Origin of the sequence: Sporofaciens musculi (assembly GCF_009830285.1) — a bacterium.
Taxonomy (GTDB): Bacteria; Bacillota; Clostridia; order Lachnospirales; family Lachnospiraceae; genus Sporofaciens; species Sporofaciens musculi.
Genome location: NZ_WUQX01000001.1, coordinates 927,540 through 945,531, shown reverse-complemented (window position 1 = coordinate 945,531; position 17,992 = coordinate 927,540). Strand labels below are relative to the sequence as shown.

Annotated in this window: 18 protein-coding genes; all 18 read right to left on the bottom strand. The window is 42.0% G+C overall.

The window, feature by feature from the left end:
* Nucleotides 1-7: 7 nt before the first annotated feature.
* Nucleotides 8-1,336 (bottom strand): lipopolysaccharide biosynthesis protein RfbH, encoded by a 1,329-nt coding sequence (gene rfbH / locus GN277_RS04695; RefSeq protein ID WP_159750047.1) that lies wholly within the window; start codon nucleotides 1,334-1,336, stop codon nucleotides 8-10.
* Between the two features lie 29 nt (nucleotides 1,337-1,365).
* Nucleotides 1,366-2,649 carry a hypothetical protein gene (locus tag GN277_RS04690; RefSeq protein WP_159750046.1) on the bottom strand — a complete coding sequence of 428 codons (1,284 nt, stop codon included), beginning with the start codon at nucleotides 2,647-2,649 and terminating at the stop codon, nucleotides 1,366-1,368.
* Nucleotides 2,650-2,691: 42 nt separating this feature from the next.
* A complete protein-coding gene (locus GN277_RS29920) occupies nucleotides 2,692-3,762 on the bottom strand; it encodes an FkbM family methyltransferase (protein ID WP_244324603.1) in 1,071 nt (356 codons plus the stop codon).
* Nucleotides 3,713-4,057, bottom strand: coding sequence for a hypothetical protein (locus GN277_RS04680; RefSeq protein WP_159750045.1), 345 nt, complete (start codon nucleotides 4,055-4,057; stop codon nucleotides 3,713-3,715). The genes GN277_RS29920 and GN277_RS04680 overlap by 50 nt, the downstream gene beginning before the upstream one ends.
* A gap of 12 nt (nucleotides 4,058-4,069) precedes the next feature.
* Nucleotides 4,070-5,158: a radical SAM protein gene (locus GN277_RS04675; RefSeq protein WP_159750044.1), complete on the bottom strand. Its 1,089-nt coding sequence runs from the start codon at nucleotides 5,156-5,158 to the stop codon at nucleotides 4,070-4,072.
* 32 nt (nucleotides 5,159-5,190) lie between these two features.
* A complete protein-coding gene (locus tag GN277_RS04670; RefSeq protein WP_159750043.1) occupies nucleotides 5,191-5,361 on the bottom strand; it encodes a hypothetical protein in 171 nt (56 codons plus the stop codon).
* A gap of 20 nt (nucleotides 5,362-5,381) precedes the next feature.
* A complete protein-coding gene (rfbF, locus tag GN277_RS04665; RefSeq protein WP_159750042.1) occupies nucleotides 5,382-6,170 on the bottom strand; it encodes a glucose-1-phosphate cytidylyltransferase in 789 nt (262 codons plus the stop codon).
* A complete protein-coding gene (locus GN277_RS04660) occupies nucleotides 6,167-6,904 on the bottom strand; it encodes an NTP transferase domain-containing protein (protein ID WP_159750041.1) in 738 nt (245 codons plus the stop codon). The genes rfbF and GN277_RS04660 overlap by 4 nt, the downstream gene beginning before the upstream one ends.
* Nucleotides 6,901-7,803 (bottom strand): NAD-dependent epimerase/dehydratase family protein, encoded by a 903-nt coding sequence (locus GN277_RS04655; protein ID WP_159750040.1) that lies wholly within the window; start codon nucleotides 7,801-7,803, stop codon nucleotides 6,901-6,903. Before GN277_RS04655 ends, GN277_RS04660 begins: the two co-directional genes overlap by 4 nt.
* 13 nt (nucleotides 7,804-7,816) lie before the next feature.
* Nucleotides 7,817-8,959: a class I SAM-dependent methyltransferase gene (locus GN277_RS04650; protein WP_159750039.1), complete on the bottom strand. Its 1,143-nt coding sequence runs from the start codon at nucleotides 8,957-8,959 to the stop codon at nucleotides 7,817-7,819.
* Entirely contained in the window at nucleotides 8,959-9,972 is a 1,014-nt protein-coding gene (locus GN277_RS04645) for an NAD-dependent epimerase/dehydratase family protein (RefSeq protein WP_159750038.1), read from the bottom strand. The genes GN277_RS04650 and GN277_RS04645 overlap by 1 nt, the downstream gene beginning before the upstream one ends.
* Entirely contained in the window at nucleotides 9,969-10,976 is a 1,008-nt protein-coding gene (locus GN277_RS04640) for a radical SAM/SPASM domain-containing protein (RefSeq protein WP_159750037.1), read from the bottom strand. The genes GN277_RS04645 and GN277_RS04640 overlap by 4 nt, the downstream gene beginning before the upstream one ends.
* Nucleotides 10,973-12,304: a glycosyltransferase family 4 protein gene (locus GN277_RS04635; RefSeq protein ID WP_159750036.1), complete on the bottom strand. Its 1,332-nt coding sequence runs from the start codon at nucleotides 12,302-12,304 to the stop codon at nucleotides 10,973-10,975. The genes GN277_RS04640 and GN277_RS04635 overlap by 4 nt, the downstream gene beginning before the upstream one ends.
* 3 nt (nucleotides 12,305-12,307) lie before the next feature.
* Complete coding sequence (gene rfbC / locus GN277_RS04630; RefSeq protein WP_159750035.1) at nucleotides 12,308-12,844, bottom strand: dTDP-4-dehydrorhamnose 3,5-epimerase; 537 nt, start codon at nucleotides 12,842-12,844, stop codon at nucleotides 12,308-12,310.
* The gene (locus GN277_RS04625; protein ID WP_159750034.1) at nucleotides 12,841-14,340 is read right to left on the bottom strand and encodes a glycosyltransferase family 2 protein; all 1,500 of its coding nucleotides are present in this window, start codon (nucleotides 14,338-14,340) and stop codon (nucleotides 12,841-12,843) included. The genes rfbC and GN277_RS04625 overlap by 4 nt, the downstream gene beginning before the upstream one ends.
* Entirely contained in the window at nucleotides 14,333-15,889 is a 1,557-nt protein-coding gene (locus tag GN277_RS29335; RefSeq protein ID WP_204162701.1) for a glycosyltransferase, read from the bottom strand. The genes GN277_RS04625 and GN277_RS29335 overlap by 8 nt, the downstream gene beginning before the upstream one ends.
* A 46-nt stretch (nucleotides 15,890-15,935) precedes the next feature.
* Nucleotides 15,936-16,208, bottom strand: coding sequence for a hypothetical protein (locus GN277_RS04615; RefSeq protein WP_159750033.1), 273 nt, complete (start codon nucleotides 16,206-16,208; stop codon nucleotides 15,936-15,938).
* 97 nt (nucleotides 16,209-16,305) lie between these two features.
* Entirely contained in the window at nucleotides 16,306-17,643 is a 1,338-nt protein-coding gene (locus tag GN277_RS04610) for a zinc ribbon domain-containing protein (RefSeq protein WP_159750032.1), read from the bottom strand.
* Nucleotides 17,644-17,992 lie beyond the last annotated feature (349 nt).

The following is a 17,992-nucleotide window of genomic DNA, read 5'->3' as shown; positions in this document are numbered from 1 at the left end:
TAAATCATTATTGATTAACGGCTTCCTTAATTATTTTTGACATATATTCCAACTTCTCGTCTGTCATTCCGGGATATACGCCCACCCAAAAAGAATCTCTCATAATACGCTCTGTATTCATTAAATCTCCGACAACGCGATAGCCTGTTCCCTTTTCCCTCATCCCATCAAAACAGGGATGCTTAATCAGATTCCCCGCAAAGAGCATTCTGGTCTGAACCCCATGTTCTTCTATGTAGGATATAACTTTCCTCCTGTCCACACCCTCGCGGCATGTCATCAAAAATCCAAACCAACTCGGTTCAGAGCCAGGGCATTTTTCTGGAAGGATGAGCTTGTCTCCTACGTCCGAAAGTCTCGTATAAAGCTTTTTGAAATTTTCCATTCTCTTCTCTGTAAATCCGGGAAGTTTCTTAAGCTGCGCCACGCCGATTGCCGCCTGCATATCAGTGGCTTTCAGGTTGTACCCAAAATGCGAGTATACATATTTGTGGTCATACCCCACTGGCAGCTCTCCATATTGACCGTCAAAGCGATGCCCACATCGGTTATCTTCACCGGAAACACATATGCAGTCTCTCCCCCAGTCCCGCATGGACCGAATAATCTTATGAAGAAGCGGGTTATTTGTATAAACAGCCCCTCCTTCTCCCATGGTCATATGATGAGGCGGATAAAAGGATGATGTACCAATATCTCCAATGGTTCCTGTCAGTCTCTTTTCTCCATTCATCTCATAAACAGAGCCCAGCGCATCGCAATTATCCTCTATAAGCCATAAATTATGCTTGTCGCAGAACTCCTTTACCGTTTTCAGATTGAAGGGATTCCCTAAGGTATGCGCCGCCATCACAACCTTTGTTTTTTCCGACAGAGCGTCCTCAAGCCTGGCCGTATCAAGGTTGTACTGCGGAATTGTAACATCTATAAACACGGGTATGACGCCATATTGAATGGCAGGAGATACCGTTGTGGGAAATCCTGCCGCAACCGTGATCATCTCATCCCCTGGCTTTAATCTTCTCTCTTTTAAAAGGGGCGATGTAAGAGCCATAAGAGCAAGCAGATTTGCAGATGAGCCTGAATTCACCAATGAGCAGTATCTCACTCCAAGATACTCCCCGAAGTTCTTTTCAAACTCTTTCGTATATCTGCCTGATGTCAGCCAGAATTCCAGCGCCGAATCCACCAGATTACATAATTCTTCTTCATCATAGACACGGGATGCGTAGGGAATACGGTCTCCCGGAGTATATGAATCGTTCCTTTGATGGTATAACCTGGCGTATTCTTTTACTTGAGCTAGTATTCTTGACCGTAATTCATTGTCATCCATTTTAATTTCCCCCTGTTCTGCTGCCGGAATCAATCCACATCTCTCGAACTGTCCTCTGCAATAAATTCCTTTAATGAATAAAATTCGTTTTCAAAAAATCCACCGTCAAACCACTTGTTTGCCAGAGAACTGCGAATCTGTTTTTCAATACCTCTTACATGCCATTTTCTTTTATTTCGCAGTATCTTTTTGTCAAAATCAATCTCTGCGATTGAAAAGTCATAGGGTAATGTTGCAGTAAGAGTATTTTCAAATCCGTTGTAGTGAAGCATCGGAAATATCATGCCATCTCCCCATCTTCTGTAAAAATCATTTTTCCGGTCTAATAGATTGCAATCTGACGCTATTTCTACTCGCTCTGCCTGATTGGTATGCACATCTATCCTTACAAAACAATCTCCCTGTTGCGGAATAATATATAAATCTTCGTAATAATAACAAAAATCAGAAAAGAAATACTTTGCGTTTTCTACACATGGATTTATTGGCAGATTCTTTATTGCATATAACTCTCCCGTTTTAATATTCCATTTATATATCGTTTTCCAATCTCCTGCATCTACCAACTCTGGATTTCCAACAATAAATATCCAGTCTGTTTTTGGAAGTGTAAATGCTGCTTTTACGCCCTTCATCATTGGCCCAATCCTGTGCGTCTTTTTTATAGCCATACTTTCGGCATTGATTTCATAAACAATGTCGTTCGCACTTGAAAAAAACAATACCGAATCCTTATAAGTCGCCATCGAAGAAATATCTATCTGACCTTTTTCAACTTGAAGCTCCTTTACCAAACAGTCATGATATGATACAACACCGGTTTTATAATCCAGTTTTACGACTATTCCGGTCTCTCCCGGCATATATACCACTGAATCTTTTATTGGTCTCCATGAGCATACGAATATCCCATCGTTTTCAGGCAATAACTTTACAGGAATATTTTCATATGAAAACACCTTGGTATCCAAATCATAATATGCCCATCTATGCGCTCTGCACGGCGTAAATACCAATCTATTTCCAATATGAATCGGAGGATGATAAATTCCTCCCTCATTTCTTTCATCGTCAAACCGACATATAAAATCAGCTGTCGCTTTATTGAAATCGACAGAATAAAAAGCATTTAATATTGCCGAGACGCCATAATCATAGTCAGGAATAAAAACATACTGATCTGCCGTGTCCTCTCTACCATATTTATTCCACATCTCGTACCAATCCGGAAACTCGTTCTTAAATTCGCTTATTGGCACCACTTTTCCACCTATATAGATAATGTCTGATTGCAGAATTTCATTTTGAATCATTAATTGTCCTCTTATTGCTTTCTTTCACTTCATAAACCTTTGCTACTGGAAGATCGCATAAAGTACAGTCTCCGTTTGATCTAAATGGTAATTTCTCAAATACAGCTTATATTCTGGCACCAGTGATTTTATAAATCGAGGCAATTCAACAATATCCTCCGGCTTGTGATATATTGATAGCGCCAAAGTCGGATGATATCTCTTAATTGTTTCTTCCGCCCCTTTAAGCGCTTCTAATTCAGCCCCCTCGATATCCATTTTTATAAATGTTACCAGCCCTCCATCCATAATCTCATCAATAGATGCTGTTGGAATAACCTGTTCGTTCCCATCTCCTTTTCTGGTAATAAAGGAAGATGAGCCATAGTTATCAACTTCATTAAATACCAGTTCTGTCTCACTACTCCAAAGCCCCTTTGGAACTAATTGTGTAACTTCTCGGAGCCTTGGCATCTTTTCAAGAACGTCTTCACAGATCTTCACACATCTTCTATCAGGCTCGAATGAGACCACCTTATCGCATTCATAATCGCACCATCTCATAAATTGTGCCGAGGAATATAAATTCATACTGCCTCCATCAACAAATACTTCCTTCTTTCCCTTGGTGTGTCTTGGAACGATGTCTTCGTCAAAATACTGTAGTTCATCCAAATTGCAAAATTGTATAATTTTTTCTTCCGGCACCCCAGCCTCTAAAGCCTTCCTTCTTCTCAGGCCATTAAACACAACCACATACATGTCTTTCATAGACGCCACATAGCTTAGATCTTCGATCGGCTTACCTGATAATTCTGCAATAGAAAAATCATAATGACGATTCGCTCCTCTCATCAGGCTACGAAACAACACACTGTTCCAGTCTGTACCATAAATAATGAAGTGATTGTCCCGATTTTCGATAATCTCCTTTATATCCTTTTTCTCGTTAAACTCATAATCGAAAAGAATTGCAAATGGTATCAAAACATATTGACTGGAATTCCAGCCATGCTCCTCCAAATTTTCTATCATTTCCGGAGAATACGCTCCTTCCGGAACAAGCACCAGATAATATTCTTTTTTATCGCAAAAATCTTCTATTAATTTTGCCCCCCCCTCCTTCCTGGGCATCGCTTACACAGCAGCCTGCGAATTTATTATCTAATGCCATTCTTTCAAGAAAATCCATTGTCAAACCAGCATGCACACCTGCCCCATAAATAAGAAGTCTTCCGTCAAATTCTTTCAGCCTTGCATAGAGTTTTTTTCTTAATTCTACTATCCGTCCTGCAAAATCGTTATACTCCTCTGTCACCATATTCAGAATGTGCTCCATGTTTCCCGTCGTATAATAATTAAATCTGTGTTCAAATATTCCCCTTGACTTTTCGTCCGCAAAATCTTCTCTTCTGATTGTTTCCATCATGATAACTCCTATTTACTTTCTAAGTTTTTCGATTCTGTCAATATCATGCTTACTGACAAATTCTATCTGAAAATCCCAACAAATTCCCATTTCCTGCAGCCTTGCCACCATATAAGTAAACAGACAGAACATCGACTCAGGCATATCGGGGTCTGCTTTGTGTTTAACTCCATCCACGAAGCCTGAAAGATTCTGGGAAAGTGTTACGTGCTGTACCTTAAGCTCGCTGCAGACATCCAAAAATTTGATAATCTCCTCAAGATTGTCATTATATTCAGGAATGAGGATATACTTTAGAAAAATATTACAACCCTTTTCCTTATATTTATGGAGATTCTCAATAACCCTGTCGTAAGTATCCACCCTCTTTATCTTTTTGTATGTTTCCCTGCTGCCAGAGTCCAGTGCTACTGCCATAAAGGATTTTGAATTTGACGCAATCGCGTCCGCCAGCTTTTCCTTATACAAGATGGCATTGGTATTCAACTGTATTGACCAGTTTCTTTCCATAGTCAGATCACATATTTCGTCTATTTTAGGAAGTATTGTAGGCTCCCCATCGGCAAGAATTGTGGTATCCAGCGTGTCGTAATACTCTGCCGAGATACGATGGATATCATAATTACTTAGTTCTTGATTGCTCTTTGTCCGTATTATTGTATTCTGGTTGCAGTAAAAACAATCACAATTACACTTCGTTCCCCCTTTGAAATTAGGTCCAACCCCTAAAATCTCCACATGAGGCTCCTTTGTAAAGAACCCCCAATGCAGGGCAGAACAACCATGGCAGGATGTTTTTTCTCCGTTCTGAAGCTTTTTAATGGTCTCCCTCCGCCAATCCTCTAGCTGGTCAAGTTTATTTATTACATCTTTTTCACTCAAAATCTGTCCCGGCTCAAACATGAAATGGTTGGTATAAGGATAATGGGCGCAGGTTTTCACATTATCAGAACTAATGTATATATAATTCTGCAAATTAAAACACCCCAGTCGGTACTCTCGTTCTCCAAAGAACCGAATCCTCCTCGCTGAAACGCCTTCTCTTTCCGTAAGGCATTTGTACACATCTGCAAGATTGTGCTCCGCCAGCGTCAGCCACAATTCATAATCCGGATATTCTGTTTTTACAGAATTTAGCGAGACAATGTCACAATCTTTCTGCCCCCCTCTCCAAATGTATATTTGATTCCCTGTTTTTGTTCTGATGCATCGCAAATACAGACCGGATACCCTGTCTCTGCCACAAATTCTTTCTCATGATCCCGTAGATTTTTCCCTGCTCCATACCAGATTATTTGACTCATATCTTTCCTCCTCGTAATTTCTACCATATTTTCCAAAGAGCGCCATCGCTCCAAAGCTTCTCCAGATACTCTCTGTCATGTATATTATCCATGGGTGACCAGAATCCAGGGTGCTTATATGCCGCCATCTGACCGTCAGCTACTAGCCTCTCAAACGGTTCCCTTTCAAGCATTTCATTTCCATCCCCCAGATAATCAAATAGCTTTTTATTTGCTACCATAAAACCAATATTGACATAGGACTGGCTTCTTCTTGCCTTTTCCTTGAAGCTCTCTACATTTCCCTTTTTATCGATGCTGATTGCCCCGAACCGTCCCTCTGGACGGGTTGTGGATATCGTAAGGATTTTTCCACGCTCCCGGTGGAAGCTGATGAGCTTGGCTATATTGATATCCGCTACGCCGTCGCCGTATGTAATCATAAATTCCTCATCTTCACCGATATACTTTTTTATTTTCAGGATACGTCCGGCAGTCAGCGTCTCAAGCCCTGTATTGGCACATATCACCTTCCAGTTCTCAGTGCTCTCTTTATCCGTAATATCCTTCGTCTGACCATTCTCATTAAGCTGTGATAAGCTAAATTTCACAGCCGCCTGCTGTAATCCATATCTGACAAAGTATCTTTTAATGTATTCGCCCTTATACCCGCAGCACACAATGAAATCATGAAATCCGTAGCTGCAGTAGATTTTCATTATGTGCCAGAGGATCGGATGTCCTCCTATCGTTACCAACGGCTTAGGGCGCAAGGATGATTCTTCGCTTATCCTTGTCCCTCTTCCGCCTGCTAAAATCACAACCTTCATACAATTCCCATCCAGGGCGCTATCCCCTTATCCCACATTTCCTCCGCAGCCGCTTTATCTCTTAATGTCTCAATCGTACTAAAAAAACCTTCATGCCTATATACTGCCGTGGAGGACTGGGACAGCATGTCCTCTATATCTCCCTTGCAGCATTCGTCGGTAAAAGCCTCTTTTCCCGCCATAAATACCCCTGCGCTTGTCCACGCTTTGTCACTACTCTTCCATTTTGCTTCTTCCCTCATAAAATGTAATGGCATCTTACGTCCGGACGGCTTTGCAACAGCTACTGTGATAGATTTTGCTTCTTTCTTGTGAGCAGCCTGCAGCCTTTCAAGCGAAATATCAGACAGACAATCTCCGTAAGATATCAGGAACTCTTTCCCTGCTATATCTAACACTTTTTTTATACGCTCCACAGGCATGGTCTTTATGCCCGTATCCACAACGGTAACATTCCACTCCTCCGTATTTTTATCGAGAATCTTTACCGTGTTGCTTCCTGTATCCACCTGGATATCAGACTGGTATATGTAAAAATCCAGAAAATAATCCTTAATCGAATCTATCTTATAACCGCCGCATACAATGAATTCTTTTATCCCGCATAATGAAGCGTGCTTCATTATGTGCCACAGAAGCGGCCTGCCTCCTATGGAAAGCATGGGCTTAGGCATGCCTTCAGGTTCCCCGCTGATTGTGCTTTTCTGTCCACCTGCCAATATAATCATCTTCATATCATTTCACCTGACCTGACCCACTCAGCTACATTTAATACCGCCTGATCAAACCCCATCCGAGCAGAATATCCTGTGTCCTTTTCAATCTCCGATATGTCATACCAATCGAACATAAATCGCAAACCGTCGTCAGGACGGCAGCCTATTTTAAGCTCTGTGTCCACCCCCAGGACTTCCTTTGTCCTTTGCAGGTATTCTTTCATGAGCATAGGACTGCCGCTCCCGATATAATATTCCTGCTTTGTCAGAGTTTTTTCCCCAAGGAGCCTCAAGCCATACGCGATATCTTCAACTGCTGTAATGTCATACGGCTCCATTGCCGGTCCAAATTCCGGCGGTTCGCCCTTTAAAAGCCCGTTTATGGTATACGTCATCACCTGTTCTTTTTTGATATATCTTCCGATCGGCTGGAATATTGTTGCCCAGACGAATTCTATATCAAGCTTCCTTGCAAGCTTCAGACACATATAATGGGCGCTTTGCTTTGCTAATAGATAAAAGTCAGCTTTTCTGTGCTCTGAAGCTAAAAGTACTTGGGGGACAAGCTTCTCATACACCGTCCCCAGCGCTACAAATCTCCTACACCCCGCACGTTTTGCCGCTTTTAACGCGGCAACCGTCCACGCGATATTCTTTACTTGTAACTCCTCATCATCCCGTCCGACTCCAGTGGCTCCATCCCAGGCCAGATGATAAAATGTATCTGCGGGTGGTCCCGAAAACGAATCGTAACCGTCCATGCCGCACCACACGATATCTATATCTTTTTTAAGTCTCCCGGTATTTGGGCTGTCATGCCTGGAAAGTCCCGTTACACTGATATTATTTCTTTTCAGTTCCTCGCTAAGATGCGTTCCTATAAAACCGGTTACGCCGGTTACTATGGCTGATTTCATACGTCTGTTACCTCTATTTCAGTGCGGCAATCTCATTAGTGAGCCCCATGTCCCGAATCTGCCTTTCAATAGAGTCATGGTATGGTATTGAAAGAATTAGAATGGTTCCGTCTCCGACGCTTTCCGGAGGTTCAATCACATATGGCTTGCCATTTATATTAAAGGTCAATCCCTGACGGTCTGGATTTTTGTCTATAAGAGCCGTTACATTGCATCCCTTAAAGGACTCAATAAGTATTGCCGTAGACGCTCCTATTCCCCAAAGAATAAGTTTCTCTCCTGATTGCCTTAACGGAGCCAGAAAATGTTCAAGAGTCTTCTGACTTTTTTCTAAATATCTGACCAGTGCCTTTTCCGGCTCATCCGAATAGACCAGTGCCTGTTTTTCTCCTTTTCTCAATACAGCATATATAGACGGATAATTACTCACCTTTTTGTAATAGCAGCCTTTGTCCAAAATCTCAAATCCATATTCTCCCGCAAGATTTTCTATATCATTCATGGACATATGTAAAACATGCTCATATGTAAGAAAATTAAAAGGGGCAGCCGCTTCATCTGCATAGCCCTCTATGTCAGGGACCTCAATAAATAGATACCCCTCGTCCTTTAAGACTCTGGAAATATTTCTCATAGTGCTGTCTACGTCCAGTATATGTTCCAATGAATGATTCAGAATTACCATGTCAAAACTGTTATCCGCAGCATCACCCATGCCCGTACTGTCCGTCAGCAAAGTTTTTACTCCAAATTTATTTGCACTTGAGATGCATTTTTCATTGGGATCCAGAACCGTAACGTCTCTATATCCCAACCTACTCATATACCCTGCAAATTCCCCCCACGCTCCTGCAATGTCAAGCATCCTACTGTCTGTGCCTATGTACGGTTTCATCAATTCATGCAAATGATGATAATACTCATCCGTGTCTTCCTGTCCGAACATATCATAATATTTGGGGGCAACGGCGCCATACATGTAATAAGATAAGAAGTCTTTCTGCGACGCCTTAGTATCCATATATATAAGACCGCATTTTTTACATTTTGCAATAAAGCTAGGGGTTTCCGGAAAGTCTGCACCCATAATCTTCATATTGTCACAGAGCCTGTACAGAATCTTTTTTTCATTACTTTTACAAATTGGGCAGCTCACTATATTTTTCCTCCATTCCAGTATCTGCTGTATATGTTTTTAAGCCTCCTGTCACACTCTGGATTGATCCGCTGCCTCACCTTGTCAGCAAGCAGCCAGGAAACCGTTTCTTCAATGCCTTTAGAAAAACTTATCTTCTGTTTCCATTTCGGTACGGCAGACTTGATTTTCGTATTATCAAAAATATAATGCCACATATGCTGCCGGTTCACGAGCACACTGTAAAAATCCGTTATCCCAACCGCCTCGTCACGAGGTATATGAATGATATTCCCTGCATCAAGCCCTAATGCTGTAAGGATTGTTTCCGCCATCTCGTTCCATGTGATCATCTGCTCTGCGGTTATGTGATAATCCTCTCCTATCGCTTCTTTATTCCCTATCAAACCCACAAAAGCTTTTGCAAAATCTTTTGAATGCATTGGCGCAACAAGGTTTTCCCCATCCCCAGACATCAAAAATGGATATCCATCAATGAGCCTCTGGGGCGCCGTAAAGCAATTCTGCCCCACCGGTACCTGAAGGATGGTATCGTAGGTATATCCAGGTCTTACAATGGTTACAGGGAATCCGTCTGCCCTGTATGCCTGATTGAAAGTCCTCTCCAGCTTAATCTTTCCGGCTATATAAGTATCCTCTACGTCCTCGTCATATTGCGGCGTATCTTCACGAAACGGCAAATATCTGCTCTCTCTCTTGTAAACAGCCTCCGATGATATGACAATATACTGATCTGTTTTCCCCTTAAAAACCTCTATTGCCTGCCTTGCCTGAGCATCATTAAAACAGATAAAATCACATACCACATCGAAGTGCATACCAGAAAGTGCTTTAACTGCTGCCTCCTCATTACGAATGTCTGCAATAATTTCATGCACCTCTGGCTGGACTTTTCTTCTGGTAGCCCTTGTCATTTTGCGGTTAAGCTCATAAACTTCATCTCCGCGCCTTATGGCTTCCTCTACGCACCACCAGCTAATATTTCCATTACCACCTATAAATAAAACCTTCATTGCTTACCGGTCATCCTTTCAAGGAGCATTTCCCTGTATTCGTCTATATTGTCAACCGCTGCAGATTCAATCTCCATACAGTCCTTACATAGAGTAATTTCCCGTCGCCTGCAGTTCAAATGTGCCAGACGGATATCCTGATATTCCTTACTGTTCCATATATCTACAATACTCTGTTTCCTGGCATCCCCTATAATCCCTTTATAATTCCAGTCTACAATGCAATGCGACACAGTGCCGTTGGCATTCACTGTAATTATATAAAAAATTCTAGGACAGACCACATACTCCTTATAGCCTTCACCATGGTATACGTTTACCTGCTCCGTGGTATTTTCAAATCCAGGCCAGCAGTTCGCGATATGCTCTATTGCTATCTCATCACAGATATCACCGAACAGACCATAAAATCTCTGTTCTATGTCCCTGTCAATGTTATCCGCCATAGTCTTTATAAAAATGCGGCAGTTTCCTCTGTGTTCATAAAGATCTCTTATGTTGTCGATAAATCTGTCATAGTCCATCTCCACACCGCTTATTTCCTTATATCCCCTGGCGTCAAGAGCCTCCACGGAAATATTGATTCTTGATAATCCCGCATCTATAAGCTTCCTGTTTAATTCAGGACGAAGCAGTGTTCCATTGGTTGTAAAATCTATTGTTTCAAATTTACCGGATTTGCGCGCATATTCTATCATCTCCGGCAGCCGTTTATTTACAAGAGGTTCTCCCTCCTTATATAGACGCAAAACCTTAATCTTTTCCGGAAATTCCTGACAGTCATCAATGATTTTTTTATACAGATCAAAATCCATAACGCCAATGCTGCCGCGTTTCTCCTCTGTCCATAGGTCCTTATGGGCGCCTCCGCACGGACAGAATTTACAGCTCAGATTGCACGCGCTTGACGGATCCAGATAAAGTATGAATGGCGTGCTTAAAGGAATAACCTTTTGAAGTTCTGTCCTGTTCTTATGGTATCTGGTTCCTATTTTTGCTTTCATATAGACATCTCCTCTGATTTTTTCATAATCTTTGCCAGATTCTTAAGCCTCGTATCTCCAGGGTAATATCTGCCGAACTGCTCTACGGAGCCTTTTGATTGTCCCTTATATATCCCCTCAAATCTGCCGGCCCTTAATACTGCTTCCTCCCACTCTAAGTCTTCCTCTCTGTATTCAGATAATTCTTTTAATCTCTCAGCGTCTTCTTTTCCACAGCCCGACAGAAACCAACTGAACGCATCTTCTCCAAAAACAGATTTAAAATCATGCGTCTTCTTAAGACTTTTCATAACCTTGTTCATCACAGTATTAAATCGTAATCGGTTCCTTTCAGCGTCATATTTTTCAATCATATCCTCTCTTGCCTTCCGTCCCAAAGCCCTTCTAAGTTCTATGTTTTCTGACAGTTCTTTTATCTTTTCTGCAAAGACATTTTTATCTGAAGCAAAAAGACCGTTCTTTCCGTCTTTAATAATTGTTCTCTCAACAGCCCCGTCGCTCGCCACAACAGGAAGACCGCTTGCCATAGCCTCAAGCAAGGCGTTTTCCGTGGTGGCGAAATTAAACGGATTCAACGGATATATGAAAATATCCCATAAGGGAAGCAATTCCTGTATGTCCGTCCGAAATCCGAGAAACTGCACATATTCTGAAATCCCCATCTTCTCCACATCATCTGACAGCGCCTGTGTCAAATCTCCTGCAATCTCAAATCTGATATTTTTATTGCAGTCTATAGCCGCCTTAAGCCATCTGGCAAAATCGGGATGCAGCTTAGCATAATCCAGCGAGCCCACATATCCGATCCTTATGTTATGCCTTATATCATAGCGTTTCTTTGCCAGAAATTCCTGGGGCTTATAATCTCCCATTCCATACACCAGTGCAGAATGTTCTTGTATACCTGCCTTATCTTCATGCTTCCAATCAGGATTTTGGAAAGATGCTTTTGATGTGAACATGCAGGCATCAAAGTCTGCTGCAAATTCAGACTTTAGCCTGGGATAATTGAGACCATTTACATGACTCCACAAAACAATTCTTGTAGGAATTTCTGAAATTTCTACCAAAGCTTTGTATGTGAGAGGATGATGCCACCAATTAACTACCACCACGTCCGCTTCTGACGCTTCTTTTTTCACCTGTTCTTTTTCGATACAGACAAGAACATCTATCCCTCTCTGCCCGCACCTTATGATGTGGTCCGATTTCTCCGGCTTATCCAAAAGAATAATTCTGTGTTTATTCTCCCTATCTGATATAGCCATCCCGGAAATCGCTTTTCCTGCGCCTGCACCCATATGTGCAGCTATATGAAGTATCCTCATCAGCTATCTTTTGTCTCCTATCAGCGACCAAGCGTTGTCCTTTGGGGAAATAACCGATGGGTGCAGCGGCCACTCTATCGAGAACGCCGGGTCATTCCATCTGTATCCTCTCTCAGACTTTGGGTCATATGCCGAAGTCATAAAGTAAATCAGTTGGGAGTTATCTTTAAGTGACACAAACCCATGGGCACATCCTTTCGGTATATAAAATGCCTGACCGTTTTCCCCGGAAAGAACAGCCGAACAATAGTTCAAATATGTAGGCGAGTCTTTCCTTAAATCCAAACATACATCGTAAACCTCACCCTCAACACAGCATACGAATTTTTCTTCTGCCGAAGGTTCAGCCTGCATATGCATTCCCCGCAGCGTTCCTTTTCTGTAATTCTTTGAGAAGGAAATCTGTACAAATTCTCCATTCAAGCCATTTGTCTTGAATTCTTCGACATCGGCAAGCCTCGAAAAACATCCTCTGTTATCCCAAGGTATATTACGCTTAATGAGACAACACCCATCTATGGCCATTTTCTCAAACGTCATACCACACCCCTCTTTCCAGACAAAGCATATACTTTTTCATAGAACTCCCGACAATCTGCTTTCATATACTGCCCCTTGTTTATCAGGATCGATTTAAAAATCTTATCCGATATCATCTCTCTGAAATGGTCTATAACAGCATCCCGATATTTACTGGAATCTACACTATCAAGCATTCCTTTCCGTCCTACCATCCACAGAAGATGTACTTGCAGAAATCCTTTTGAATACGCTTTCGCTTTTTTCTTCCCATAATACGAATAGATTTCATCCTTCAACCCCTTGTATGAATACCATAACGACATAAGCCACTCTATCGGAGCCAATGTAAAGGTTGAATTCTTTTTGGAGTACTGCGAAAAATGCAGAACCTTATCGCTATAAAAAACTCTTTCCGCCATACTTAGAATTCTATATGTCATCGCAGTATCCAATCTGTAATAGAGCTCACGTTCTGCAGCCGGTAAATTGGTGAGATAATCTAAATATCGCTTCATCAGCGTGTTGGTATACAGCTTTCCCCAAAATGTTGAACATATCTTCGATCTGGCATAAGCAAGCATTATATTTTTGTGCCCGATTATATGGCACTGCGGATGCACTACATTAAAATAGAACTTATCGTGCCAGTCATAGTCCAGTCCGGCATCCATGGGGTTATACTCACTATCTGCACAAAAAAGACAGGTGCGCACACATATGATGTCCGCACGATTCCGATCTCCGATTTCTACAGCCTCCTCAAGAAATCTTTCATCATAATAGTCATCAGAATCTAGTTGGCAGCAATAATCGCCCTCAATATTATCCCGGATGGCGTTCAGCAGCTTTATATCCGTCCAGGGCAGATTGCACCCCATATCTATCACACTTATACGGGCATCCATCTTGGCATATTCATTTACTATGCGTGCCGTATCATCTGTGGGCCCATTCAGGATAAAAAGATACTTTATATCTCTTAACGTCTGCCTAAGCACGCTTTCAATCGCCCTTCTTAATAAATTTTCCGGCGTATTATATGCGATGGTCACAAATGTGGCTTTCACTCTTTCCGTTCTGGTCCCACAGTATCCAATATCCGCAGACGGTTTGACTCCATAATGATTTCCATAATCTATGCACATGCTCTCCGTCTTGTAAAAAGACAGTATCAATTTCTCATCCGGAATATTATGCTTCTTCATCCAGTCGTAAATACTGTCGTGTATACTTGGTGAGATCACAATGTATTCGCCTTTATACATCTCAGGCAGAGCTTCGGGATCAACAACTTTTATTCCTTTAAAGGTACGAACCTCATTCCTTGCCTTTACATCTAAATAATATTTTATTTTGACGCCTATATTTTTAAAGAGTCTGTTTATTTCAGCCCCATTATTTCCAATGCCGTATACAATGACCTCGTCTACATTTAACTTTTCAACCTTATTTTTCAAATCATATAAATCTAACTCATAAACATCATATGAAATGATATCTTTATTCTTATCCATGCTGATTCCCTCTATATTTATCACAAACAGGTCTGTTTAAAAAATCTGCGACTCTCTTATTGTCTATATCACCTATCCTAAAATCCGATAAACTATATTCCTCTCTGGGCAGGCTGAATAACCACATCAGCGCTGCTTCCTCAAATACCTGCGCCGCCTCATATTCTACATCGTTTTTTCGCAAATGTTCAAAAGACCAGACGATAGATGAAAGCCACTTTGAACTGTGGTTGTCGGAATGCTCGCTGCTTCCCGGCCTCCAAGTACGGATATGCAATAAGTCATCACACAGAGAAACTCGATTACAGGCCAAAGCCATATAGGTCATCCAGGATATATCGAGACAGAAATTGCAGTCTCTGTCATACTCTGTCTCACAATCCAGCATCATATCTATAAGTTCCTTGAACAAGTCTGATTTATACAGCTTTCCCCACACAGGGACACAAAGGATGCGAAGCATAAAATAGTTTTTCTTCTTATCTCCTTCAATACAGATATTTCTTCCGAAATAATGTGTAAAATAACTGTATCTAAAGCCCTCATGCGCATATGTCAGTGTATTGACCTGAACCATATCTGACGCGTCAGCACGGGAAATACTTATGGTCTTCTCCAAAAAATCCGGCTCATAGTAATCATCAGAATCAACCATAGCTACATAGGTTGTCTTTATGTTGTCTTTAAGTTTTGTAAGAAGTCCCTTTTCTGTCCATGGAACATTCTTCTCAAGACGAATATATGTAATTCTTGCGTCTATTTTCATATATTGCCTGATTGTATCTGCTGAAGCATCTGTTGAGCCGTTATCAATAATAAGGTAAGTAAAGTTTTCAAAACTCTGCTTCAAAACACTTTCTATGGTTCTGCAAAGCATCCCTTTCGGTGTATTGTATAGGATCGTAAAAATAGTCGCCTCCGGGATAACGTCCGCCTGTTCTTTTCTGTTTCTCTTACTGTCTTTCAGATAACACTTAGGCTCGTAATTATCCTCAAGAATTCTTATCTCTTTGTCTACTTTTCTAAATGGACATATGATATTTTTTTCATCGATGCCCTTCTCGGTTAGATACTGTATCACCGGCGCCTGATGATCGGGCGAAACTATGACCCGTATACCATCCGCCAGGCTCAAAAATGTATCTGGCGAAATAACCTTCTTGTCAAGAACGGTAAATTCCCTGCTGTCTGCCTGTCGGTCCACAAAATATTCAATATCCCTGCCAAAAGCTTTTAGATATCTGCAGATTATCTCTCCATTCACTCCGCAGCCATAGATGCATAGCTTAGCGCTGTCATCATAAGCTAAGGTTTGAAGAAATGAAAAGTCCTTGCCATATGCAGTTATTTTTGTGCTGCACATATCTTTATATTTCACCCTGCTCACTCCTGTTACCTGTTCGATTTTCTGCTCTGTTTTCCAAAAGGACAAATCCCCCGGAATTACAGCTTCTATACTTTTTCCATGTACCGCATCTTCCGTCAGAACATTGATATAAACCCGCCGCATATCTTCAGACTGTAGGATTACCTTGTCTGCATTGATCACGCCGGGCGTAGTGCAGAAATGTTTTATGCTCTCTACCGCCTCTTGATTATTGAGAAATATCTTCCCTAATATAAAGCAAGGACTGCAGACAAGCCTTTCTGTAGATTATTTTTAATAATGATTTTTTGTTATTTTTAATAAGGCACATTTTGTCACCCTTACAGGTGATGCCGACAGGTGCTTTTGACCTGCCTGCTTCGCTCCCGGTACTTCTCATACGCAAGAATTCCGCGTCTTGAGTTCCCATGGGTCCTGGCATACCCAATACCCGGCTCCCGCAGGAACCGGCTTCCAATGCCGTCTTTGTTTTTTCTATCAATAGAATTCTTCCGCGTTCCTATTCCCGTTCCCCGGTTTTGGTCAAACGCATCCTCACGGTACGTTCATCCACAGAATTATTCTTAATGAACTTCTTTTTAGAGTTTATTCTCCACAACCCCATCCTCTCGCAGCGCACATCCCCTTTTCAGGACATTCTTTGCGGTGTTCTGCCTTTCCGGCATCTCTATCCCACAGGATGGACAGCGAAACACATCTTTTTCTTTCACCCCGTCGGCTCCGCAACGGCTGCATTGGATGCTGATCCCTTTACCGAATACTTCAACCAATTCAATGGACCGCTCGCGACATTTTTGAAGCAGCCTGCTTTTTACAAAGCCTTTCTGCCACATATTGACGGTAGCGTTTACCTTCCGGTTGAAGCCAGCCTTTGACTTTGGCGGCAGCTTTGGAAGATAGACCACTCCTGGTTTCTCTGTATCCAGCATCCGATTGATCTCCTCATTCACATAATTGTGCATTGCTTCTTCCAATCTCGCCTTGCCTGCGTTGTATTTTTTCATACCGGGATTATTTTTCGCATTCCTCTGGTGGCGGGGCAGCCTTTTCTGCACATAGTCTGTAAGCGCAGACTGGTACTCCAAATATTTTTCTCCATAAGCCCTGCCCCGATTAGTCACAAACATGCATTTAAGCCCCATGGCGAGCCCCATCTCTCCGCTGTATCCAGCAGGATGTCTCTGCTTTACCTCTATGGGCACATTTAACGTAAGCCCTCTTTTCTCAGGATAAAGCCGCACGTAAATCTGGCAGCTGTAACGATTATTGTCTGTCAGAGGGATAAACAGCCTCCTGCGGCTTTCTTTCATAGAGAGGTATATCCCATGGTCTGCATACCGATATCCCTTTGGTGAAGCCAAGAAACCGTCTGCCGCATCGGTATGGGGTTTATTTCTGCATCGCCGCACCTGCCTGCGCAGGTACTGATTCAGTCGATGGGTATCCACGTCCTTTTGGACGTCTGCGTATCTCTCTTTCCAGACACCCACAAGTTTTGGCTCCCCTCCCATTAACACCGACTCAAAACATTGGCTCTGCTTCATGACGAACCGCAGATAATGCCTATCCTCTGGCGACAGGTTCGGATTGTTCCGGATATTTTGTCCCACCCGGCTTTTTGTACGCGTCCACTGACTCTTGATATCCCCTAGTGCGTCAAAAACAGACAGGTAGAAATACACGGACGGAAGACCCAGCTTTTCCCGCAGCCCGCTTTTTGTCATCTCATTCTGAATGGTATAACCTGGATGAAGCTTCGAGAGACTGCGAATCCCACTATAACGGTCATAAACATAATTTTTGACCTGCCGGCAGTCTCTGGCGATTTCCTGTAGCCGTTCTATGTCAGCAGCGGAAAGTGGAATCTGGTTATATTGATAAACGGTCTTATATATGGTATCTTTATGTCCTTTCATACTAATCGACCCTTCCATGCCAGATAAGCCAGGCCAAGCACCAGATGGTCTTGTATACTCCGCAAATCTGCGCACCACAGCATTTCCGGTAGTCTTTTTAATCTCAATATGCGCTCAACGGTTACGCTATAATTCTTTCGCAGATTACTCTAATCTGCGAAATTCTACCATAAACAAAAACATCAATTTTCAAATATAAAATCAGTTTTCGCCTCAATTTACATATGTAATTATAAAGGAGGCATTTTGATTTGTCAACCAAATAATCCTGTTTCTGCCCTATTTCCATGTTTTCCCTTCCATTATTCCCGACTTCAGACATTATAGAATACACATATGGCAGACAAAA